Raw genomic sequence first — 22,321 nt, 5'->3', positions numbered from 1 at the left:
CGGCTTATGCGGGAGCGCTGCGCAGCGCGGGCATGAGATAGCGCCGAATATGGGTGAGTAGCTGATTCGAGTCGCCGGGATCGAGCGTGTCGCCCGGCACGGTGGCCAGCGAGATCACCACGCGCGCCACCCATTCGGAGGCTTCGGCGATGATGACGTCCGGGTGGATCTCGCCCTTCTCCCGCGCGGCGATCAGGTAGCGGGACCAGAAGCTCGCCAGGTCGGGCACCAGACCCTGTACACCGGCGCCCGCACACGCGGCGAACTCATCGGGCTCGTCGATCCGCAGCTTCATCAGGAGTGCGCCCGGGTCGTCGTACGCGGTGCGGCCGTGCCGGATACCCGCGGCAATCTGCTGATCCAGGCCCTCGACCTGCTCCAGGACAGCGTGCGCCTCGGACCAGTACGCCTCGTTGAGGCGGACGATCGCGGCGCCCAGCAGGGTCACCTTGTCGGGGAAGTGCCGGTACAGCCAGCCGCGGGACACCCCTGCGCCCTCGGCCACCTCGGAGACGGTGGTGGCCCGGATGCCCTTGGCGCGCAGGCACACTTCGGCGGCGTCGATCAGCCGATCACGCACGCTGGGCGGGGTGGTGGTGCTGGTGGTGCTCGTCAAAGGTGCCGGCTCCTGGTCATATGTACGGGGTGGGGCTGTACTGATTGTGCCAATGGCGGCGCGGCTATGGTGCACACCCTCCGCCATGGTAGACACTTTCACCAATGTGTTCACCGTCGTCGAGAGGGTCAGCAGTGGCCGACACGCTCCAGCAGTTGTTGCGCGAACGCGCCGAGCAGGACACCGTCGCGGTCAAACACGGCGACCGGAGCTGGACCTGGCGCGCGCACGTGGCAGACGCCACGCGGCAGGCCGCGGCACTCATCGGACGTGCGGATCCGGAGCGGCCGATGCATGTCGGCACGCTGCTGGGCAACACCCCCGACATGCTCACCGCGCTCGCGGCGGCCGCACTCGGGGGATATGTGCTGTGCGGCGTCAACACCACGCGGCGCGGCGACGCACTGGCCCGCGATATCGCGAAGGTCGACACCCAGATCCTGATCACCGATGCGGAGCACAGGCCGTTGCTCGACGGGATCGATCTGGCCGGCGTCACGGTGTACGACACCGGCAGCGACGAGTGGGCGCAGCTCCTGGCCGGGGCACCGGATCTCGCGCCGCACAAAGAGGTCACCGCCGACGACACGTTCATGATGATCTTCACCTCGGGAACCAGCGGCGATCCCAAGGCGGTCGAGGTGCCCCACGCGACGGTGCTCTTCGCCGGCAGTGCCCTGGTGCAGCGCTACGAACTGGACTCCACCGACACCTGCTATCTGTCCATGCCGCTGTTCCACTCCAACGCCGTCTACGCCGGATGGAGCGTGGCGCTCAGCGCCGGGGCCGCGATGGCGCCCGCGACATTCTCCGCCTCGGGGTTCCTGCCCGATATCCGCCGCTACGGGGCCACCTACATGAACTACGTCGGCAAGCCGCTGGCCTACATCCTGGCGACCGCCGAACAACCGGACGACGCCGACAACACGTTGCGCGTCGCCTTCGGCAACGAGGCGGCCGATCGCGATATCGACGTGTTCAGCCGTCGCTTCGGCTGCACCGTCTGGGACGGGTTCGGCTCCACCGAGACCGCCGTGATCATCACCCGCACCGAGGACTGCCCGGCCGGTTCCATCGGCAAAGGCTTCCCGGGGGTGGCGATCTACCACCACGAGACCGGGGAACCCTGCGCCGTCGCGCGCTTCGACGACACCGGTGCGCTGATCAACGCCGACGAAGCCACTGGTGAACTGGTCAACACCTCGGGCAGCGGGCTGTTCCGCGGCTACTACAACGACAAGTCCGCCACCGACGAACGGATGCGCGGCGGCGTGTACTGGTCTGGCGACCTGGCCTACCAGGACGCGGACGGCTGGATCTACCTGGCGGGTCGCACCGCGGACTGGATGAGGGTGGACGGCGAGAACCTGACCAGCGGCCCGATCGAGCGGATCCTGCTGCGACTGCCCGCGATCAACCGGGTCGCCGTCTACCCGGTGCCCGACGAGCTGGTCGGTGACCAGGTGATGGCCGCCGTGGTGCTGCGCGACGGCGCGGAACTGACGCCCGCGGAGTTCGCCGAGTTCCTGGCCGCCCAGCCCGATCTCTCGCCGAAGGCCTGGCCGCGCTACCTGTGGATCGCGGCGGATCTGCCGAGTACGGCGACCAACAAGATCCTCAAACGCGAGCTGGTCGCGATGGGTACCGATCCGCAGGGCCGGACCATCTGGAAGCGTGACGGCACCGCGTATGCGGCGCACCTCGGATAGCGTCGCGGGACCGGGAATAGCGGCCGGTGATCGTGCGTTTTCGCACCTGACGGTTGACCTGGCATAATGGACCGTCGACCCTCGGTTCCGGTTCACGTCCGTACGTCCTCAGGTCAGAGGCGGGCGACCCGGCGGCCAACGATTGAAGAGGAAAACCATGAAATCGGGTATCCACCCCAACTATGTCGAGACCTCCGTGGTCTGCGGCTGCGGCAACACCTTCACCACCCGCAGCACCAAGGACAGCGGCCACATCGTGGTCGAGGTCTGCTCGCAGTGCCACCCGTTCTACACCGGTAAGCAGAAGATCCTCGACAGCGGCGGCCGCGTGGCCCGCTTCGAGAAGCGGTACGGCAAGCGCAACACCAAGGCTGCTGCCGACAACTAGCTGTCCCATCGGCGCCCGTTCTGTCAGATTCTTGTCAGGCCGGGCGCCGATCTGCGTTTACTGGAGGTCACGATGACCGGTTCACCTTCTCCGATCGAAGCGTTGCTGACCGAGCATGCCGATCTCGAACGCCAGCTCGCCGACCCTGCGCTGCACGCCGACGCAAGCGCGGCGCGGCGCGTCGGGCGCCGGTTCGCACAGGTGTCCCCGATCGTGTCGACCTACCGCAAGCTGGAGGCCGCCCGCGGCGACCTGGAGGCCGCCCGCGAGCTCGCCGCCGAGGATGAGGCGTTCGCCGCCGAGGTGCCCGAGCTGGCTGCCCGGGTCGACGAACTCGACGCCCGGCTCGTCGACCTGCTTGCCCCGCGCGATCCGCACGATGCCGACGATGTCGTACTCGAAGTGAAGTCCGGTGAAGGTGGCGAGGAATCGGCGCTGTTCGCCGCCGACCTCGCGCGGATGTACATCCGCTACGCCGAGCGGCACGGCTGGACGGTCACGGTCCTCGACGAGACCTGGTCGGACCTGGGCGGCTACAAGGACGCCACCATCACCATCGCCAGCAAGGGCGATTCCGCCGACGGTGTGTGGGCGCGGATGAAGTTCGAGGGTGGCGTGCATCGCGTGCAACGCGTCCCGGTCACCGAATCCCAGGGCCGGGTGCACACGTCGGCCGCCGGCGTCCTGGTCTACCCCGAGCCCGAAGACGTCGAAGCCGTGCAGATCGACGAATCCGATCTGCGAATCGACGTCTACCGGTCCTCCGGTAAGGGCGGCCAGGGCGTCAACACCACCGACTCGGCGGTCCGGATTACCCACCTGCCCACCGGCATCGTCGTCACCTGCCAGAACGAGCGCTCACAACTGCAGAACAAGGCCCGCGCCATGGTGGTGCTCGCCGCCCGGCTGCAGGCGCTCGCCGAGGAGCAGGCGTCGGCGGACGCGTCGGCGGACCGAGCCAGCCAGATCCGCACCGTCGACCGCAGCGAGCGGATCCGTACCTACAACTTCCCGGAGAATCGGATCGCCGACCACCGCATCAACTTCAAGGCACACAACCTCGATCAGGTGCTCGACGGTGATATGGACGCGTTGCTCGACGCCTTGGCCGCCGCCGACAAGCAGGCGCGCCTGCAACAGGCATGAGCCCCACGGTCCGGCAGGCGATCACTGACGCGACCGCCACGCTGTCGGCCGCCGGTATCGATTCCGCGCGTGCGGACGCCGAGTCGCTTGCCGCCCACGTCGCCGGTGTGGATCGTGGCAGGCTCGCGGTATTCGAACCGGATCCCGGATTCATCGACCGTTACCACTCCCTGGTGTCCCGTCGTGCGCTGCGAATTCCGTTGCAGCACATCGTCGAAACCGCAGCGTTTGGTCCGTTGGTGCTGCATGTCGGGCCCGGGGTGTTCATCCCGCGCCCGGAGACCGAGGCGCTGCTGGAGTGGGCGCAGGCCCAGCCGCTGCCGGCCGATGCGGTGATCGTCGACCTGTGCACCGGATCGGGCGCACTCGCGTTGGCGCTGGCCCGGCACCGGCCGGACGCCCGGGTCGTCGCGGTGGAGGATTCCGTCGATGCGTTGCGCTACGCCGAGTTGAACTGCCGTGGCACGGCGGTGCAGCTCATCCGGGCCGACGTCACCGCTGACGGGCTGCTGGCCGAACTCGACGGAGCCGTCGACCTCATCGTCAGCAATCCGCCCTACATCCCGCTCGGTGCCGAGCTGGATCCCGAAGTCGCAGAACATGATCCGGACCACGCCCTGTTCGGCGGAGCGGACGGCATGTCGGTCATCGGGCCGATCGTGACAGCGGCGGCCCGACTTCTGCGGCCGGGTGGACGTATCGGTGTCGAACACGACGACACCACCTCATCCGCCACGGTCGAACTGTTCGACCGGTCGGCGGCGTTCACCGACATCACCGCCCGCCGAGATCTCACCGGGCGGCCCCGCTTCGTGACGGCTACCAGGAACGGGTGAGAGGCTGACGTTATGTCTGAGCTGTTTGACTGCGCCGACCCCGATCAGCGTGCCACCGGGCTGGCCTCCGCGATAAGCGCCGCCAAGGGCGGCCGGTTGGTCGTCCTGCCCACCGACACCGTGTACGGCATCGGTGCCGACGCCTTCGACAGCGACGCGGTGGCCGCGCTGCTGGCCGCCAAAGGCCGCGGCCGGGATATGCCGGTCGGTGTGCTGGTCGGTTCCTGGCACACGATCGACGGTCTGGTGTACGCGGTGCCGCCGGCGGCGCGCGAGCTGATCCAGGCGTTCTGGCCCGGCGCACTGAGCCTGGTGGTGCGGCACGCCCCGTCCCTGCAGTGGGACCTGGGCAACTCGGCCGGCACCGTGATGCTGCGTATGCCGTTGCATCCGGTGGCCATCGAGCTGCTGCGCGAGGTCGGACCGATGGCCGTGTCCAGCGCCAACATCTCGGGTAGTCCGGCCGCGGTGACAGCTCAGGACGCCCGGAGTCAACTGGGGGAGCGGGTCGAGGTCTACCTGGACGCCGGTTCGTCCCCACAGGGTGCGGCGTCGACGATCGTCGACCTCACCAGCGCGAGCCCCCGGGTGTTGCGCGAAGGGCCCGTCAGCGTCGCCGATATCGCCAAGGTGCTCGGTGTCGAACCCGAGACTCTGCTGGGTTGATCTCCCGGGTCGCTGCGCTCCAGCCCGACGAATCTGACCCTCAGCTTCGTCGCGTACGGTTCACCGGGTGGTGAACGTAGCCGTGCTGGCGTTATCGGACCGGGGCGCCGGTGTCCCGCTGCGGGAGCTCGCCCTGGTCGGTCTCACCGCCGCCATCATCACGTACTTCGCCACCGGCTGGGCCCGGGTGATCGCCACTCGGGTGGGCGCGGTGGCCTATCCGCGGGAACGCGATGTGCATCTGCAGCCGACCCCCCGGATGGGTGGGTTGGCCATGTACATCGGGGTGGCTGCGGCCATCCTGCTGGCGTCGCAACTACCGGCGCTGAACCGGGGTTTCGTCTATTCCACCGGTATGCCCGCCGTCGTCGTCGCGGGCGGGCTCATCATGCTCGTCGGCCTGATCGACGACCGGTGGGGGCTGGACGCACTGACCAAATTCGCCGGCCAGATCACCGCCGCCAGTGTGCTGGTGACGATGGGGGTGGCGTGGAGCGTCCTCTACATCCCGATCGGTGGGGTGGGCACGCTGGTCCTCGATCAGGTCACCTCGATCCTGCTGACCCTGGCGCTGACGGTGTCGATCGTCAATGCGATGAACTTCGTCGACGGGCTCGACGGGCTGGCGGCCGGCCTCGGGTTGATCACCGCACTGGCCATCTGCATCTTCTCCGTCGGACTGCTGCGCGACCACGGTGGCGACGTCCTGTTCTATCCCCCCGCGATGATCTCGGTGGTGCTGGCCGGCGCGTGCCTGGGTTTCCTGCCGCACAACTTCCACCGCGCCAAGATCTTCATGGGCGACTCGGGTTCGATGTTGATCGGACTCATGCTGGCGGCGGCGTCGACGACGGCGGCGGGCCCGATCTCGCAGAACGCCTACGGTGCCCGCGACGTGTTCGCGCTGCTGTCCCCGTTCCTGCTGGTGGTCGCGGTCATGTTCGTGCCCGCCCTGGACATGCTGCTGGCGATCATCCGTCGCACCCGCAAGGGCCTGAGCCCCTTCAGTCCCGACAAGATGCACCTGCATCACCGTTTGCTGCAGATCGGGCACTCGCATCGGCGGGTGGTTCTGCTCATCTACTTGTGGGTGGGAATCGTCGCGTTGGGTGCCGCGAGCACCATTTTCTTCGACCCGCGTTACACCGGCGCGGTGATGCTGGCGGCCATCGTGGTCGCCGGCATCGTCACCCTGATTCCGCTGCTGCGGCGCAGGGAACCGTCCGTCGACTGACCGTCCGGAGGGGTGGTACGACGGACTTACGACAAAAAGTAGTAGGCCTGTTTTTGGGCCTCCTACCTTGTGGTACGGTTCTGCCCATAACCCGAAAAACCTCACGGGTTGCCGGCCCGGCGCGTCGGTCGAAAGACCGATCGGCACCGATTTACGACCGACAAAGGGAGCTACCCCTTGGGTGATTCCAGCGCGCCCGTCGCCCTCCGATACGCTCGGCGGGCACGCACAGGAATTTTGCAGGACAGATGAGTAACGCCCTCGACGACGCGGGATTGAGGTGAGCCAGGTGACGACGCCAGCGCAGGATGCGCCGTTGGTGTTCCCCTCCGTGGCATTTCGCCCGTTGCGTCTGCTCGTCGTCTGCGTCGGTCTCACCGCCCTGGCCATTCTTGCCGCCGGTTACACCGGTCACATCTTCTTCGGCGTCTTCTTCGGTGTCGGTCTCGGACTCGGTTTGCTCAACGCACTGCTGGTGCGCCGTGCCGTCGAGTCGATCACGGCGCAGGACCACCCACTCAAGAAGAAAATGGCCATAAACTCCGCGACGCGACTGCTGGTCATCACCGCCGTCGCACTGGCCATCGCGATCGGCTTCAAAGCGCACGGCGGGATCGCCGTCCTGTTCGGATTGGCGATCTTCCAGGCACTGCTGGTGTTGTCCACCAGCCTTCCGGTGCTGAAGAAGATCCGCAAAGACGGACTGGACGTCCAAGGCACTCCCGATACCTCCGGCACGGAATCGAAGGATTGAGCTGACACAGATGAATGAGATCGTTCTCGCCGCTGAGGGCGCCGAGGGAGGCGGCGGCGCCGCCATCCACGTGGGGCACCACACCATGGTGTTCGAGTGGTTGGGCATGACGTTCAACGGCGACACCATCCTCGCGACCGCCATCACGGCCGTCATCATCATCGCGCTGGCGTTCGTGCTGAAGGCCAAGGTGACGTCGACGGGTGTGCCCGGCGGGGTGCAGCTGTTCTGGGAGGCACTGACCATCCAGATGCGCCAACAGATCGAAGGGTCGATCGGCATGAAGATCGCCCCCTTCGTGCTGCCGCTGTCGGTGACGTTGTTCGCCTTCATCCTGGTCTCGAACTGGCTGGCCGTGCTCCCGCTGCAGTACGGCGGGGCCGACGGGGCCGCCGCCGAGTGGTACAAGCCGCCGGCCTCGGACATCAACTTCGTGCTGGCGCTCGCGCTGTTCGTGTTCCTCTGCTACCACGCGGCCGGCTTCTGGCGTCGCGGGCTCATCGGTCACCCGATCAAGGTGCTCAAGGGCCACGTCAGCATCCTGGCGCCGATCAACATCGTCGAGGAGATCGCCAAGCCGATCTCGCTGGCACTGCGACTCTTCGGCAACATCTTCGCCGGCGGCATCCTGGTGTCACTCATCGCGATGTTCCCCTGGTACATCCAGTGGGCTCCGAACGCCATCTGGAAGACGTTCGACCTCTTCGTCGGTCTGATCCAGGCCTTCATCTTCGCGCTGCTGACGATCCTGTACTTCAGCCAGTCGATGGAGCTGGACCACGACGACCACGACTCCAAAGAGAACGCGCACCACTGATCCACATCACGACCACTGCACTGAACCGTACGAACCAGAAGTCCTGGTGGCAACGCCACCAGCTATCAAGGAGGAAATAGGAATGGATGCAAACGCCCTCATCACGGCGGGTGCGCTGATCGGCGGCGGCCTGATCATGGGTGGCGGCGCGATCGGCGCCGGTATCGGTGACGGTATCGCCGGTAACGCGCTGATCTCCGGCATCGCCCGGCAGCCCGAGGCCCAGGGCCGGCTGTTCACCCCGTTCTTCATCACCGTCGGTCTGGTGGAAGCCGCTTACTTCATCAACCTGGCATTCATGGCGCTGTTCGTCTTCGCCACGCCGGCCTACACGGGCTAGTAATCCGCAAGCATGGGTGAACTCGCTACGACTGTCCTGACGGACGGCATCAACATCCTGGCGTCCAGCCAGGCAGCGGAAGAAGGCGGCGGGGGGCAGAGCAACTTCCTGCTCCCCAACGGCACCTTCTTCGCCGTGCTGATCATCTTCCTGATCACGCTCGGCGTGATCTGGAAATGGGTTGTGCCGCCGGTCAGCAAGGTCCTCGCCGAGCGTGAGGCGATGCTCGCCAAGACCGCTGCGGACAGCCGTAAATCGGCCGAGCAGGTAGCGGCCGCGCAGGCCGACTACGACCAGGCAATGGCCGGCGCACGCACCGAGGCCTCCGCGATCCGCGATGAGGCCCGGTCAGCCGGTCGTGAGGTGGTGGACGCCAAGCGGGCCGAGGCCAGCGGTGAGATCGCTGAGACCCTCCGCCAGGCCAATGAGCGGTTGTCCCAACAGGGTTCGGCCACTCAAAGTGAGCTCGCCTCCTCGGTCGACGGACTGTCGGCCACCCTGGCCAGCCGCATCCTCGGCGTCGACGTGAAATCGGGACGGAACAAGTAGATGTCGATTTTCATCGGGCAGCTGATCGGCTTCGCCGTGATCGCCTACATCCTGTGGCGCTATGTGGTGCCGCCGGTGAAGACACTCATGGCCAAGCAGCAGGACGCCGTCCGCACCGCTCTGGCCGAGAGTGCCGAGGCAGCACAGAGGCTCGCCGATGCCGACGCCATGCACGCCAAGGCGCTGGCTGATGCCGCCGCCGAGTCCTCGAAGGTCACCGAGGAGGCCCGCCAGGACTCTGTGCGGATCACCGCCTCGCTGACCGAGCAGGCCGGTGTCGACGCCGAGCGCATCAAAGCCCAGGGCGCACAACAGGTTCAGCTGGCACGCCAGCAGCTGGTCCGGCAGCTGCGCCAGGGGCTCGGTGACGAGGCCGTCGAGAAGGCGGGTGACCTGGTGCGTGGCCACGTGGCCGATCCCGCGGCGCAGGCCGCAACGGTCGACCGCTTCCTGGCCGATCTGGCTGCGATGGCGCCGTCCACCGTGGTCATCGACACCGCTGCGACCGCCGGTCTGCGGGCCGCCAGTCGTGCGGCGGTCGCGACGCTGACCGGTGAGTTCGACACCGTCGCAACAGGCCTGGACGCCGACGGGTTGACCGCGCTGGCCGGCGATCTGGCCGAGGTGGCCCGTCTGCTGATCACCCAGGGTGCGCTCAACAAACACTTCGCCGAGCCGTCCGACTCGGCCGACGCCAAGATCGCATTGGTGGATCGGCTGCTGAACGGCAAGATCGGTGCGCCCGCGCTCGATCTGGTTCGCACCGCCGCCGCGCAGCGCTGGTCGGCCGAGGCCGACCTGGTCGACGGTATCGAGTACACCGCGCGGCTGGCGTTGCTGCGGCGTGCGCAGGTCGACGGTGAAGTCGACGACGTGGAGGACCAGCTTTTCCGGTTCGGTCGTGTTCTGGACGCCGAGCCCCGGCTGTCCGCCCTGCTCAGCGATTACACGACGCCGGCTGACGGCCGAGTTGCGTTGCTGGACAAGGTTCTCGGCACCGCGAACGGCACCGCCCGGGCGCTGCTGGCGCAGACCGTCGTCCTGCTCCGCGGTGAGCGCGCCGACCAGGCGGTCATCGACCTGGCCGAGCTCGCGGTGGCGCGACGCGGTGAGCTCGTCGCCCATGTCACGGCCGCTGCCGATCTGACTGCGGCCCAGCATGCCCGGTTGGGTGAGGTGCTCACCGGCATCTACGGCCACCCGGTCGCCATCCAGCTGCATGTCGATCCGAACCTGCTCGGCGGTCTGACTATCGCCGTCGGCGACGAGGTGATCGACGGCTCCATCGCGTCACGACTGGCTGCCGCCCAATCCGGCCTGCCGGACTGACACCCCACGAACCCCCAGAAAACCCAAGGTAGGAAGACGAAAAACCATGGCAGAGTTGACAATCTCGGCTGCTGATATCGAAGGTGCCATCGAGGACTATGTGTCCTCGTTTTCCGCCGCCACCGAGCGCGAAGAGATCGGCACCGTCGTCGACGCCGGCGACGGCATCGCCCACGTCGAGGGCCTGCCCTCAGTGATGACGCAGGAGCTGCTCGAGTTCCCGGGCGGCGTCCTGGGCGTGGCCCTCAACCTCGACGAGCACAGCGTCGGCGCGGTCATCCTGGGCGACTTCCAGAAGATCGAAGAGGGCCAGCAGGTCAAGCGGACCGGCGAGGTGCTCTCGGTGCCCGTCGGCGACGCCTTCCTGGGCCGCGTCGTCAACCCGCTGGGCCAGCCGATCGACGGGCAGGGCGAGATCGCCTCGGACACCCGTCGCGCACTCGAGCTGCAGGCGCCGTCGGTGGTGCAGCGGCAGGGCGTCAGCGAGCCGTTGCAGACCGGTATCAAGGCCATCGACGCGATGACCCCGATCGGCCGCGGCCAGCGCCAGCTGATCATCGGTGACCGCAAGACCGGTAAGACCGCAGTCTGCGTCGACACCATCCTCAACCAGCGGGAAGCGTGGGCAACCGGCGACCCCAAGCAGCAGGTGCGCTGCGTGTACGTCGCGATCGGCCAGAAGGGCACCACCATCGCCAGCGTCAAGCGGGCGCTGGAAGAGGGTGGCGCGATGGAGTACACCACCATCGTCGCGTCCCCCGCCTCCGATCCCGCCGGCTTCAAGTGGCTGGCGCCCTACACCGGTTCGGCCATCGGGCAGCACTGGATGTACGACGGCAAGCACGTGCTGATCGTGTTCGACGATCTGTCCAAGCAGGCCGACGCCTACCGCGCCATCTCGCTGCTGCTGCGCCGCCCGCCGGGCCGCGAGGCGTTCCCCGGTGACGTGTTCTACCTGCACTCCCGGCTGCTGGAGCGTTGCGCGAAGCTCTCCGACGAGCTCGGTGGCGGTTCGATGACCGGGCTGCCGATCATCGAGACCAAGGCCAACGACATCTCGGCGTTCATCCCGACCAACGTCATCTCCATCACCGACGGCCAGTGCTTCCTGGAGTCCGACCTGTTCAACCAGGGTGTGCGACCGGCCGTCAACGTCGGTGTGTCGGTGTCCCGCGTCGGTGGCGCCGCGCAGATCAAGGCCATGAAAGAGGTCGCCGGTTCGCTGCGTCTGGATCTGTCGCAGTACCGCGAGCTGGAGGCCTTCGCGGCCTTCGCCTCCGACCTGGACGCGGCATCCAAGGCCCAGCTGGACCGTGGTGTGCGCCTGGTCGAGCTGCTCAAGCAGGCGCAGTACAGCCCGCTGGCGGTCGAGGACCAGGTCGTATCGATCTTCCTCGGCACCCAGGGCCACCTCGATTCGGTTCCGGCCGAGGATGTCTCGCGCTTCGTCGACGAGTTCCTGGAGCACGTGAAGGCCAGCCACTCGGAGATCCTCACCGGGATCAAGGAGTCCAAGAAGCTCTCCGAGGAGGCCGAGGAGAACCTGGTCAAGGTGATCAACGACTTCAAGAAGGGTTTCTCGGCGACCGACGGCAGCTCGGTGGTGGTCAAGGACGCCGAGGCCGAAGCACTGGACCCCGAGGACCTGGAGAAGGAATCGGTCAAGGTCCGCAAGCCGGCTCCCAAGAAGGCCTAGGTAACCCATGGCAGCCACACTTCGCGAGCTACGCGGACGTATCAAATCCGCCTCGTCGATCAAGAAGATCACGAAGGCACAGGAGCTGATCGCCACGTCGCGGATCGCCAAGGCGCAGGCCCGGGTCGACGCGGCCCGGCCCTACGCCACCGAGATCACCAACATGCTCACCGAGCTCGCCGGTGCCAGCGCGCTGGATCACCCGCTGCTCGTCGAGCGGGAGAACCCCAAGCGGGCCGGTGTCCTGGTGGTGTCCTCGGACCGCGGCCTGTGCGGTGGCTACAACGCCAACGTGCTGCGCCGCGCCGAGGAGCTGTTCTCGCTGCTCCGTGAGGAGGGCAAGAAGCCGGTTCTCTACGTCGTCGGCCGAAAGGCCTTGGGCTACTACAACTTCCGGCAGCGTGCCGTGGTTGAGTCCTGGACCGGCTTCTCGGAGCGGCCGGACTACGAGCACGCCAAGGACATCGCCGAGACCCTGGTGGCGGCCTTCCAGTCCGGTGCGGACGACGACGGCGACGACGCGGGTGCCGACGGCATCCTCGGCGTCGACGAACTGCACATCGTGTCGACCGAATTCCGGTCCATGCTGTCGCAGACAGCGGTGGCCCTGCGGATCGCGCCGATGGTCGTCGAGTACGTCGGCGAGCAGGAGACCGGACCGCACACCCTGTATTCGTTCGAGCCCAGCGCCGAGAACCTGTTCGATGCGCTGCTGCCGCGGTACATCGCGACCCGCGTGTACGCCGCGCTGCTGGAGGCGGCGGCTTCGGAATCGGCCTCGCGCCGGCGCGCCATGAAGTCGGCCACCGACAACGCCGACGATCTGATCAAGGCGCTCACGTTGGCGGCCAACCGTGAACGTCAGGCGCAGATCACCCAGGAAATCAGCGAAATCGTCGGTGGCGCCAACGCGCTCGCCGACGCCAAGTAGGCCTCGTAGGAAAGCGAAGAAGAATATGACTGCTACCGCAGAAAAGACCGCAGGCCGGGTCGTGCGTATCACGGGCCCCGTGGTCGACGTGGAGTTCCCGCGCGGCTCCGTACCCGAACTGTTCAACGCACTGCACGCCGAGATCACCTACGGCGCGCTGGCCAAGACCCTCACCCTCGAGGTGGCCCAGCACCTCGGTGACAACCTGGTGCGCACCATCTCGATGCAGCCCACCGACGGCCTGGTGCGCGGCACCGAGGTGTCCGACACCGGTGCCTCGATCTCGGTGCCCGTCGGTGACGGCGTCAAGGGCCACGTGTTCAACGCCCTCGGCGACTGCCTCGACGAGCCGGGCTACGGCAAGGAATTCGACCACTGGTCGATCCACCGCAAGCCGCCGGCCTTCGCCGACCTGGAGCCCCGCACCGAGATGCTGGAGACCGGTCTGAAGGTCGTCGACCTGCTCACCCCGTATGTGCGCGGTGGCAAGATCGCCCTGTTCGGTGGTGCCGGCGTCGGCAAGACCGTGCTGATCCAGGAGATGATCAACCGTATCGCCCGCAACTTCGGTGGCACCTCGGTGTTCGCCGGCGTGGGGGAGCGCACCCGTGAGGGCAACGACCTTTGGGTCGAGCTCGCGGATGCCAACGTGCTCAAGGACACCGCCTTGGTGTTCGGCCAGATGGACGAGCCGCCGGGCACGCGTATGCGCGTGGCCCTGTCCGCGCTGACCATGGCGGAGTACTTCCGCGATGAGCAGGGCCAGGACGTGCTGCTGTTCATCGACAACATCTTCCGGTTCACCCAGGCCGGTTCCGAGGTATCGACCCTGCTTGGTCGTATGCCGTCGGCCGTGGGTTACCAGCCGACGCTGGCCGACGAGATGGGTGAGCTCCAGGAGCGGATCACCTCGACCCGTGGTCGCTCGATCACCTCGATGCAGGCCGTGTACGTGCCCGCCGACGACTACACCGACCCGGCGCCGGCCACCACGTTCGCCCACCTGGACGCCACCACCGAGCTCTCCCGTGCGGTGTTCTCCAAGGGCATCTTCCCGGCGGTGGATCCGCTGGCGTCGTCCTCGACGATCCTGCACCCCAGCGTGGTCGGCGACGAGCACTACCGGGTCGCCCAGGAAGTCATCCGGATCCTGCAGCGCTACAAGGATCTTCAGGACATCATCGCGATCCTCGGCATCGACGAGCTCTCCGAAGAGGACAAGGTCCTGGTGTACCGGGCCCGTAAGATCGAGCGCTTCCTGAGCCAGAACATGATGGCGGCCGAGCAGTTCACCGGTCAGCCGGGTTCGACGGTGCCGCTCAAGGAGACCATCGAGGCCTTCGACAAGCTGGCCAAGGGCGAGTTCGACCACCTGCCAGAGCAGGCGTTCTTCCTCATCGGTGGTCTCGACGATCTGGCGAAGAAGGCCGAAAGCCTCGGCGCCAAGCTGTGATGAGCGCTTGCGCGAAGAACAGGTGGGTTGAGTTGAGCGTTCACCCGATAACCGGATTGGTGGTGTCCAATGGCTGAGCTGGACGTCGAGATCGTCGCAGTCGAGCGCGCGCTGTGGTCGGGTAAGGCGACGTTCGTGTTCACCCGTACCACTGCAGGTGAGATCGGCATCCTGCCGCGGCACATCCCGCTGGTGGCTCAGCTGGTCGACGACGCCATGGTCCGGGTCGAGCGCGAGGGCGAGGATGATCTGCGTATCGCGATCGACGGCGGTTTCCTGTCGGTCTCCGAGACCGGTGTGAGCATCCTGGTCGAGAATGCCGAGTTCGAATCGGAAGTGGACGCCGACTCGGCAAAGCGGGATTCCGAATCCGACGACCCCGCCACCGCAGCGTGGGGGCGTGCTCGTCTGCGCGCCGTCGGGCAGCTCGACTAAAGGTCACGACGATGAGCGCGCTCATGTGGATCATGGTCGCGCTCATTGGTGTGCTGATGCTGGCGGTCGCCGCCCTGGTGTACCGATTGTGGAAGTTGCGGCAGGTTGGCGGCACCGCCGCCATCCTGCGCGACTATCCCGCGGTCGGAGGGCAGGGTTGGCGGCACGGCGTCATGCGCTATCGCGGTGGCGAAGCCGGCTTCTACCGGTTGTCCAGTATTCGTTGGTGGCCTGATCGGCGGCTCAGCCGATTGGCCTTGGAAGTGGTCGGTCGCCGTTCCCCCCGGGGGGACGAGTTCGACATCATGACCCAGGAAATCGTGATCCTGGAACTGCGCGACTCCGGCCACGGCTACGAGGTCGCCCTCGACCGCGGCGCGCTCACCGCGTTCACCTCCTGGGTGGAGTCCCGCCCCTCCCGCCGCACTCGGCGGCGATCCGGCTAGCGCTCTTCTTTCGGCTGGTCCGCCTGCCCACCGCCCGGCTTCCACAGCACATCGCCATCCGGGTTGGCCGCGCGCGACATGATGAACAGCAGGTCCGAGAGCCGGTTCAGGTATTTGGCCGGCAGCACGTTCACCGAATCCCCGTACTCCTCGACCGCGGCCCAGGCCGAGCGCTCGGCGCGGCGAGTGACCGTCCGTGCCACGTGCAGCAGGGCCGACAGCGCGGTGCCGCCGGGCAGGATGAACGAGTTCAGCGGAGCCAGTCCCTCGTTGAACCGGTCGCACCACCCTTCGAGCCGGTCGATGTACTCCTGCGGCACTCGCAGCGGCGGGTACTCCGGGTTCTCCGCGACCGGGGTCGAAAGATCGGCGCCGGCATCGAACAGATCGTTCTGGATCTGGCGGAGGACGGCCACGATCTCGGGGCCGGGATTGCCCAGGGCGATGGCCACACCGAGGGCGGCGTTCGCCTCGTCGCAATCGGCATAGGCCTGCAATCGGGCGTCGTTCTTCGAGACGCGACTGAAATCACTGAGCCCGGTGCTCCCGTCGTCGCCGGTTCGGGTATAGATGCGGGTCAGGTGCACGGCCATGGTTGAACCGTACCGGTCACAGCCGCATCGCAACCTGGCCACGCGTTCTGATTCCGGCCGCTGATCTGCTTACACTGGCCCGCGTGAGCGAGCGTTTCGTGGTGACCGGTGGTAGTCGGTTATCGGGCGAAGTCGCCGTCGGGGGAGCCAAGAACAGCGTCCTGAAGTTGATGGCCGCGTCCTTGCTGGCCGAGGGCACCAGCACCATCACCAACTGTCCGGACATCCTGGATGTGCCGTTGATGGCCGAGGTGCTGCGCGGCCTGGGGGCGACCGTCGAACTCGACGGCTCGACGGTCCGGATCGCGTCTCCGGACGAACCCAAGTACGACGCCGACTTCGCCGCGGTCAGACAGTTCCGGGCGTCGGTGTGTGTGCTGGGTCCGCTGGTCGGGCGCGGTAAACGTGCCAAGGTGGCCTTGCCCGGCGGCGACGCGATCGGATCGCGGCCACTGGACATGCACCAGGCAGGCCTGCGCCAACTCGGGGCCCGCTGCAATATCGAGCACGGCTGTGTCGTGGCCGAGGCCGATCATCTGCGCGGCGCCGAGATCCAGCTGGAGTTTCCCTCCGTCGGTGCAACCGAGAACATCCTGATGGCCGCGGTGTTGGCCGAGGGTGTGACGACGATCCACAACGCCGCCCGTGAACCCGATGTGGTCGACCTGTGCGACATGCTCAACCAGATGGGGGCACAGGTCCAAGGGGCCGGCTCGTCGACGCTGACGATCACCGGTGTGGATCGGCTCTATCCCACCGAGCACCGCGTCATCGGTGACCGCATTGTCGCGGCCACCTGGGGGATCGCGGCGGCGATGACACGCGGCGACATCTCGGTCACGGGTGTGGACCCGGCCCACCTGCAGCTGGTGTTGCACAAGCTGCACGATGCGGGGGCCACGGTCACCCAGCACGACAACGGCTTCCGGGTGGTGCAGTACGAACGGCCCAAAGCCGTCAACGTGGCGACGCTGCCGTTCCCGGGATTTCCCACCGACCTGCAGCCGATGGCGATCGGATTGGCGTGCATCGCCGATGGGACCTCGATGATCACCGAGAACGTGTTCGAGGCGAGGTTCCGCTTCGTCGAGGAGATGATCCGGCTCGGTGCCGACGCGCGGACCGATGGTCACCACGCGGTGGTCCGTGGTCTGCCGCAGTTGTCGAGCGCGCCGGTGTGGGCGTCCGACATCCGGGCCGGTGCGGGCTTGGTGCTCGCCGGCCTCGTCGCCGACGGCGATACCGAGGTGCACGACGTCTACCACATCGATCGGGGCTACCCGTTGTTCGTGGAGAACCTGGCCAGTTTGGGTGCGGAGATCGAGCGAGTAAGCTGATCTGAGACGGGCGTACCACCGTCACAAGCCTCTGACCAGGGGATTTGACTTCGCGGCGGCCGTGGATCTAATCTTTTGAAGTCGCCGCGGAAACGCGAGACAGAGAAGCTTGACTCGCCGGACAAGTTAGTTTAAGCTGGCAGGGTTGCCCCGAAACGGGTAGCTTCGACAAAATCAAGTCTGTTGTTTGAGAACTCAATAGTGTGTTTGGTGGTTTTTGTTTGTTGTTTTTTGGCCACTCATTTTGGGGGGATTCCCGTCTTCCTGAGTTTGGTGGGTGGCTGTTTTTTTTGGATGCCAGTTTTGGTGTCTTTTGTTAGTGATCGGATTTTTCTGATTCGAATTCTGCCTGCGCCTTTTGGGTGTGGGGGTTTTTGTTTGGAGAGTTTGATTCTGGCTCAGGACGAACGCTGGCGGCGTGCTTAACACATGCAAGTCGAACGGAAAGGCCCTTCGGGGTGCTCGAGTGGCGAACGGGTGAGTAACACGTGGGTGATCTGCCCTGCACTTTGGGATAAGCCTGGGAAACTGGGTCTAATACCGAATATGACCGCATTCTTCATGGGGTGTGGTGGAAAGCTTTTGCGGTGTGGGATGGGCCCGCGGCCTATCAGCTTGTTGGTGGGGTAATGGCCTACCAAGGCGACGACGGGTAGCCGGCCTGAGAGGGTGACCGGCCACACTGGGACTGAGATACGGCCCAGACTCCTACGGGAGGCAGCAGTGGGGAATATTGCACAATGGGCGCAAGCCTGATGCAGCGACGCCGCGTGAGGGATGACGGCCTTCGGGTTGTAAACCTCTTTCAGCACAGACGAAGCGCAAGTGACGGTATGTGCAGAAGAAGGACCGGCCAACTACGTGCCAGCAGCCGCGGTAATACGTAGGGTCCGAGCGTTGTCCGGAATTACTGGGCGTAAAGAGCTCGTAGGTGGTTTGTCGCGTTGTTCGTGAAAACTCACAGCTTAACTGTGGGCGTGCGGGCGATACGGGCAGACTTGAGTACTGCAGGGGAGACTGGAATTCCTGGTGTAGCGGTGGAATGCGCAGATATCAGGAGGAACACCGGTGGCGAAGGCGGGTCTCTGGGCAGTAACTGACGCTGAGGAGCGAAAGCGTGGGGAGCGAACAGGATTAGATACCCTGGTAGTCCACGCCGTAAACGGTGGGTACTAGGTGTGGGTTTCCTTCCTTGGGATCCGTGCCGTAGCTAACGCATTAAGTACCCCGCCTGGGGAGTACGGCCGCAAGGCTAAAACTCAAAGAAATTGACGGGGGCCCGCACAAGCGGCGGAGCATGTGGATTAATTCGATGCAACGCGAAGAACCTTACCTGGGTTTGACATGCACAGGACGCCAGTAGAGATATTGGTTCCCTTGTGGCCTGTGTGCAGGTGGTGCATGGCTGTCGTCAGCTCGTGTCGTGAGATGTTGGGTTAAGTCCCGCAACGAGCGCAACCCTTGTCCTATGTTGCCAGCGGGTTATGCCGGGGACTCGTAGGAGACTGCCGGGGTCAACTCGGAGGAAGGTGGGGATGACGTCAAGTCATCATGCCCCTTATGTCCAGGGCTTCACACATGCTACAATGGCCGGTACAAAGGGCTGCGATGCCGTGAGGTGGAGCGAATCCTTGTAAAGCCGGTCTCAGTTCGGATCGGGGTCTGCAACTCGACCCCGTGAAGTCGGAGTCGCTAGTAATCGCAGATCAGCAACGCTGCGGTGAATACGTTCCCGGGCCTTGTACACACCGCCCGTCACGTCATGAAAGTCGGTAACACCCGAAGCCGGTGGCCTAACCCTTGTGGAGGGAGCCGTCGAAGGTGGGATCGGCGATTGGGACGAAGTCGTAACAAGGTAGCCGTACCGGAAGGTGCGGCTGGATCACCTCCTTTCTAAGGAGCACCACGAGACCTGGCCGGCCCCGTAGATTGCGGGATCAGCCGATTGTCAGGCGATTCGTTGGATGGCCTTTCGCCTGTAGTGGGTGGGGGTCTGGTGCGACAACAAACTTGTAAAACTGCCAGACACACTATTGGGCTTTGAGACAACAGGCCCTGCGATGCCCGTGCCTTTGTGGTGGGGGTTGTCGGCCTTCGACCCGTTGGGGTTGGTGGTGTTTGTTGTTGCCCTGCTTTGGTGGTGGGGTGTGGTGTTTGATTTGTGGATAGTGGTTGCGAGCATCTTGCACGCAGAATTGTTGGGCTGCTGGCCTTTGGGTTGGTGGTCTGGTGTTTTGTGTGTTGTGATGTGCAATTTCTTTTTTCTTTATTCTGGTTTTTTTGTGTTGTAAGTGTTTAAGGGCGCATGGTGGATGCCTTGGCATTGGGAGCCGATGAAGGACGTGGGAGGCTGCGTTATGCCTCGGGGAGCTGCCAACCGAGCGTGGATCCGAGGATGTCCGAATGGGGAAACCCAGCACGAGTGATGTCGTGTTACCCACACCTGAATATATAGGGTGTGGGGGGGAACGCGGGGAAGTGAAACATCTCAGTACCCGTAGGAAGAGAAAACAAAAGTGATTCCGTGAGTAGTGGCGAGCGAAAGCGGAGGATGGCTAAACCGTATGCATGTGATACCCGGCGGGGGTTGTGTGTGCGGGGTTGTGGGGCGTTTCTTCTCTCATCCGCCGATGAGGGCAACAGTGATAAAGGTGTGTGTTAGCGGAAGTGGTCTTGGGATGGCCTGCCGTAGACGGTGAGAGCCCGGTACGCGAAAATGTGCACCCTGTTGTGGAACTGTCCCCGAGTAGCAGCGGGCCCGTGAAATCTGCTGTGAATCTGCCGGGACCATCCGGTAAGCCTGAATACTTCCCAATGACCGATAGCGGATTAGTACCGTGAGGGAATGGTGAAAAGTACCCCGGGAGGGGAGTGAAATAGTACCTGAAACCGTGTGCCTACAATCCGTCAGAGCCCTCGACTTGTCGTGGGGTGATGGCGTGCCTTTTGAAGAATGAGCCTGCGAGTCAGGGACATGTCGCGAGGTTAACCCGTGTGGGGTAGCCGCAGCGAAAGCGAGTCTGAATAGGGCGTATCCAATCCGTAGGGGTTGGTGTAGTGGTGTGTTCTGGACCCGAAGCGGAGTGATCTACCCATGGCCAGGGTGAAGCGCGGGTAAGACCGCGTGGAGGCCCGAACCCACTTAGGTTGAAGACTGAGGGGATGAGTTGTGGGTAGGGGTGAAAGGCCAATCAAACTCCGTGATAGCTGGTTCTCCCCGAAATGCATTTAGGTGCAGCGTTGCGTGTTTCTTGCCGGAGGTAGAGCTACTGGATGGCCGATGGGCCTCACAAGGTTACTGACGTCAGCCAAACTCCGAATGCCGGTAAGTGTAAGCGTGGCAGTGAGACGGCGGGGGATAAGCTCCGTGCGTCGAGAGGGAAACAGCCCAGATCGCCGACTAAGGCCCCTAAGCGTGTGCTAAGTGGAAAAGGATGTGCAGTCGCGAAGACAACCAGGAGGTTGGCTTAGAAGCAGCCACCCTTGAAAGAGTGCGTAATAGCTCACTGGTCAAGTGATTGTGCGCCGATAATGTAGCGGGGCTCAAGCACACCGCCGAAGTCGCGGCATTCAACTTTGTTGGATGGGTAGGGGAGCGTCCTGCACCCAGTGAAGCAGCCTGGTAATGGAGCTGTGGAGGGTGTGGGAGTGAGAATGCAGGCATGAGTAGCGATAAGGCAAGTGAGAACCTTGCCCGCCGAAAGACCAAGGGTTCCTGGGGCAGGCCAGTCCGCCCAGGGTGAGTCGGGACCTAAGGCGAGGCCGACAGGCGTAGTCGATGGACAACGGGTTGATATTCCCGTACCCGTGTGTGCGCGCCCATGATGAATCAGAGGTACTAACCGCCCAAAACTGTCGTTACTGATCACCTTCGGGTGTGAGGATTGGCAGGGCTGCGCGGGACCTTCTCTGGTAGTAGTCAAGCGATGGGGTGACGCAGGAAGGTAGCCGTACCAGTCAGTGGTAATACTGGGGCAAGCCGGTAGGGAGAGGCCTAGGTAAATCCGGGTCTCATTAATCCTGAGAGGTGATGCATAGCCGATTGAGGCGAATTCGGTGATCCTATGCTGCCGAGAAAAGCCTCTAGCGAGCTCACACACGGCCCGTACCCCAAACCAACACAGGTGGTCAGGTAGAGAATACTAAGGCGTACGAGTGAACTATGGTTAAGGAACTCGGCAAAATGCCCCCGTAACTTCGGGAGAAGGGGGACCTCCTACTGTCATGGTCTTTACGGCCGGCAGCGGTGGGGGGTGGCACAAACCAGTGAGAAGCGACTGTTTACTAAAAACACAGGTCCGTGCGAAGTCGCAAGACGATGTATACGGACTGACGCCTGCCCGGTGCTGGAAGGTTAAGAGGACCCGTTAACTCGTAAGGGTGAAGCGGAGAATTTAAGCCCCAGTAAACGGCGGTGGTAACTATAACCATCCTAAGGTAGCGAAATTCCTTGTCGGGTAAGTTCCGACCTGCACGAATGGCGTAACGACTTCTCAACTGTCTCAACCATAGACTCGGCGAAATTGCACTACGAGTAAAGATGCTCGTTACGCGCGGCAGGACGAAAAGACCCCGGGACCTTCACTACAACTTGGTATTGGTGCTCGGTTCGGTTTGTGTAGGATAGGTGGGAGACTGTGAAGCATGCACGCCAGTGTGTGTGGAGTCATTGTTGAAATACCACTCTGACCGTATTGGGCCTCTAACCTCGAACCGTATATCCGGTTCAGGAACAGTGCCTGGTGGGTAGTTTAACTGGGGCGGTTGCCTCCTAAAATGTAACGGAGGCGCCCAAAGGTTCCCTCAACCTGGATGGCAATCAGGTGTTGAGTGTAAGTGCACAAGGGAGCTTGACTGCGAGACGGACATGTCGAGCAGGGACGAAAGTCGGGACTAGTGATCCGGCACCTCTGAATGGAAGGGGTGTCGCTCAACGGATAAAAGGTACCCCGGGGATAACAGGCTGATCTTCCCCAAGAGTCCATATCGACGGGATGGTTTGGCACCTCGATGTCGGCTCGTCGCATCCTGGGGCTGGAGCAGGTC

19 protein-coding genes and 2 rRNA genes are annotated in these 22,321 nt (G+C 64.4%); 19 read left to right on the top strand and 2 right to left on the bottom strand.

Annotated elements, in window-relative coordinates; all coding sequences use genetic code 11:
- Positions 1-4: 4 nt before the first annotated feature.
- Positions 5-616: a TetR/AcrR family transcriptional regulator gene (locus FHU31_RS26680; RefSeq protein ID WP_234901691.1), complete on the bottom strand. Its 612-nt coding sequence runs from the start codon at positions 614-616 to the stop codon at positions 5-7.
- Positions 617-750: 134 nt separating this feature from the next.
- Between FHU31_RS26680 and fadD1 the strand changes: the two genes are divergently transcribed.
- The 16 genes from fadD1 to FHU31_RS26600 all read left to right on the top strand — a co-directional run bounded on the left by fadD1 (position 751) and on the right by FHU31_RS26600 (position 15,345).
- Positions 751-2,325, top strand: coding sequence for a fatty-acid--CoA ligase FadD1 (gene fadD1 / locus FHU31_RS26675; RefSeq protein WP_167163735.1), 1,575 nt, complete (start codon positions 751-753; stop codon positions 2,323-2,325).
- Between the two features lie 157 nt (positions 2,326-2,482).
- Positions 2,483-2,713 (top strand): 50S ribosomal protein L31, encoded by a 231-nt coding sequence (rpmE, locus tag FHU31_RS26670; protein WP_090363897.1) that lies wholly within the window; start codon positions 2,483-2,485, stop codon positions 2,711-2,713.
- Positions 2,714-2,785: 72 nt separating this feature from the next.
- Positions 2,786-3,859 (top strand): peptide chain release factor 1, encoded by a 1,074-nt coding sequence (gene prfA, locus FHU31_RS26665; protein WP_167163733.1) that lies wholly within the window; start codon positions 2,786-2,788, stop codon positions 3,857-3,859.
- Positions 3,856-4,695: a peptide chain release factor N(5)-glutamine methyltransferase gene (prmC, locus tag FHU31_RS26660; RefSeq protein ID WP_167163731.1), complete on the top strand. Its 840-nt coding sequence runs from the start codon at positions 3,856-3,858 to the stop codon at positions 4,693-4,695. The genes prfA and prmC overlap by 4 nt, the downstream gene beginning before the upstream one ends.
- Positions 4,696-4,707: 12 nt before the next feature.
- Positions 4,708-5,361 carry an L-threonylcarbamoyladenylate synthase gene (locus tag FHU31_RS26655; protein ID WP_167163729.1) on the top strand — a complete coding sequence of 218 codons (654 nt, stop codon included), beginning with the start codon at positions 4,708-4,710 and terminating at the stop codon, positions 5,359-5,361.
- A 67-nt stretch (positions 5,362-5,428) separates the two neighbouring features.
- Positions 5,429-6,595, top strand: coding sequence for a glycosyltransferase family 4 protein (locus tag FHU31_RS26650; RefSeq protein ID WP_167163727.1), 1,167 nt, complete (start codon positions 5,429-5,431; stop codon positions 6,593-6,595).
- Between the two features lie 289 nt (positions 6,596-6,884).
- Positions 6,885-7,349: an ATP synthase subunit I gene (locus tag FHU31_RS26645; RefSeq protein ID WP_167163725.1), complete on the top strand. Its 465-nt coding sequence runs from the start codon at positions 6,885-6,887 to the stop codon at positions 7,347-7,349.
- 10 nt (positions 7,350-7,359) lie between these two features.
- Complete coding sequence (gene atpB / locus FHU31_RS26640; RefSeq protein WP_090363890.1) at positions 7,360-8,166, top strand: F0F1 ATP synthase subunit A; 807 nt, start codon at positions 7,360-7,362, stop codon at positions 8,164-8,166.
- Between the two features lie 82 nt (positions 8,167-8,248).
- Positions 8,249-8,506, top strand: coding sequence for a F0F1 ATP synthase subunit C (locus FHU31_RS26635; protein WP_170847486.1), 258 nt, complete (start codon positions 8,249-8,251; stop codon positions 8,504-8,506).
- Between the two features lie 12 nt (positions 8,507-8,518).
- Positions 8,519-9,055 (top strand): F0F1 ATP synthase subunit B, encoded by a 537-nt coding sequence (locus FHU31_RS26630; RefSeq protein WP_167163723.1) that lies wholly within the window; start codon positions 8,519-8,521, stop codon positions 9,053-9,055.
- Positions 9,056-10,384: a F0F1 ATP synthase subunit B/delta gene (locus FHU31_RS26625; RefSeq protein WP_167163721.1), complete on the top strand. Its 1,329-nt coding sequence runs from the start codon at positions 9,056-9,058 to the stop codon at positions 10,382-10,384.
- 46 nt (positions 10,385-10,430) lie between these two features.
- Positions 10,431-12,080 (top strand): F0F1 ATP synthase subunit alpha, encoded by a 1,650-nt coding sequence (gene atpA, locus FHU31_RS26620; RefSeq protein ID WP_167163719.1) that lies wholly within the window; start codon positions 10,431-10,433, stop codon positions 12,078-12,080.
- Between the two features lie 7 nt (positions 12,081-12,087).
- On the top strand, positions 12,088-13,011 hold the full coding sequence (locus FHU31_RS26615; RefSeq protein WP_090363883.1) for a F0F1 ATP synthase subunit gamma: 924 nt from the start codon (positions 12,088-12,090) through the stop codon (positions 13,009-13,011).
- A 25-nt stretch (positions 13,012-13,036) separates the two neighbouring features.
- A complete protein-coding gene (atpD, locus tag FHU31_RS26610; protein WP_167163717.1) occupies positions 13,037-14,464 on the top strand; it encodes a F0F1 ATP synthase subunit beta in 1,428 nt (475 codons plus the stop codon).
- A 69-nt stretch (positions 14,465-14,533) separates the two neighbouring features.
- Positions 14,534-14,899: a F0F1 ATP synthase subunit epsilon gene (locus FHU31_RS26605; protein WP_090363880.1), complete on the top strand. Its 366-nt coding sequence runs from the start codon at positions 14,534-14,536 to the stop codon at positions 14,897-14,899.
- An 11-nt stretch (positions 14,900-14,910) separates the two neighbouring features.
- Positions 14,911-15,345, top strand: coding sequence for a DUF2550 domain-containing protein (locus FHU31_RS26600; protein WP_167163715.1), 435 nt, complete (start codon positions 14,911-14,913; stop codon positions 15,343-15,345).
- Here the strand turns inward: FHU31_RS26600 and FHU31_RS26595 are convergent.
- Positions 15,342-15,938 (bottom strand): cob(I)yrinic acid a,c-diamide adenosyltransferase, encoded by a 597-nt coding sequence (locus FHU31_RS26595; protein WP_167163713.1) that lies wholly within the window; start codon positions 15,936-15,938, stop codon positions 15,342-15,344. The genes FHU31_RS26600 and FHU31_RS26595 overlap by 4 nt on opposite strands.
- An 83-nt stretch (positions 15,939-16,021) precedes the next feature.
- Between FHU31_RS26595 and murA the strand changes: the two genes are divergently transcribed.
- The 3 genes from murA to FHU31_RS26580 form a co-directional block, all read left to right on the top strand.
- Positions 16,022-17,275 carry a UDP-N-acetylglucosamine 1-carboxyvinyltransferase gene (gene murA / locus FHU31_RS26590; RefSeq protein ID WP_167163711.1) on the top strand — a complete coding sequence of 418 codons (1,254 nt, stop codon included), beginning with the start codon at positions 16,022-16,024 and terminating at the stop codon, positions 17,273-17,275.
- Between the two features lie 375 nt (positions 17,276-17,650).
- Positions 17,651-19,168, top strand: a 16S ribosomal RNA gene (locus FHU31_RS26585).
- A 392-nt stretch (positions 19,169-19,560) separates the two neighbouring features.
- Positions 19,561-22,321, top strand: a 23S ribosomal RNA gene (locus FHU31_RS26580); the annotation flags it as partial.

Origin of the sequence: Mycolicibacterium fluoranthenivorans (assembly GCF_011758805.1) — a bacterium.
GTDB lineage: Bacteria > Actinomycetota > Actinomycetes > Mycobacteriales > Mycobacteriaceae > Mycobacterium > Mycobacterium fluoranthenivorans.
The sequence above is the reverse complement of the archived record's forward strand: the minus strand, read 5'-3'. Positions and strand labels throughout refer to the sequence as shown.

Coding starts and splice junctions, on each gene's coding strand:
- FHU31_RS26615 (WP_090363883.1), top strand. CDS start 12,088: ATGGCAGCCACACTTCGCGAGCTACGCGGACGTATCAAATCCGCCTCG.
- FHU31_RS26630 (WP_167163723.1), top strand. CDS start 8,519: ATGGGTGAACTCGCTACGACTGTCCTGACGGACGGCATCAACATCCTG.
- atpA (WP_167163719.1), top strand. CDS start 10,431: ATGGCAGAGTTGACAATCTCGGCTGCTGATATCGAAGGTGCCATCGAG.
- FHU31_RS26625 (WP_167163721.1), top strand. CDS start 9,056: ATGTCGATTTTCATCGGGCAGCTGATCGGCTTCGCCGTGATCGCCTAC.
- FHU31_RS26655 (WP_167163729.1), top strand. CDS start 4,708: ATGTCTGAGCTGTTTGACTGCGCCGACCCCGATCAGCGTGCCACCGGG.
- atpB (WP_090363890.1), top strand. CDS start 7,360: ATGAATGAGATCGTTCTCGCCGCTGAGGGCGCCGAGGGAGGCGGCGGC.
- prfA (WP_167163733.1), top strand. CDS start 2,786: ATGACCGGTTCACCTTCTCCGATCGAAGCGTTGCTGACCGAGCATGCC.
- FHU31_RS26600 (WP_167163715.1), top strand. CDS start 14,911: ATGAGCGCGCTCATGTGGATCATGGTCGCGCTCATTGGTGTGCTGATG.
- atpD (WP_167163717.1), top strand. CDS start 13,037: ATGACTGCTACCGCAGAAAAGACCGCAGGCCGGGTCGTGCGTATCACG.
- prmC (WP_167163731.1), top strand. CDS start 3,856: ATGAGCCCCACGGTCCGGCAGGCGATCACTGACGCGACCGCCACGCTG.
- rpmE (WP_090363897.1), top strand. CDS start 2,483: ATGAAATCGGGTATCCACCCCAACTATGTCGAGACCTCCGTGGTCTGC.
- FHU31_RS26635 (WP_170847486.1), top strand. CDS start 8,249: ATGGATGCAAACGCCCTCATCACGGCGGGTGCGCTGATCGGCGGCGGC.
- FHU31_RS26605 (WP_090363880.1), top strand. CDS start 14,534: ATGGCTGAGCTGGACGTCGAGATCGTCGCAGTCGAGCGCGCGCTGTGG.
- FHU31_RS26595 (WP_167163713.1), bottom strand. CDS start 15,938: ATGGCCGTGCACCTGACCCGCATCTATACCCGAACCGGCGACGACGGG.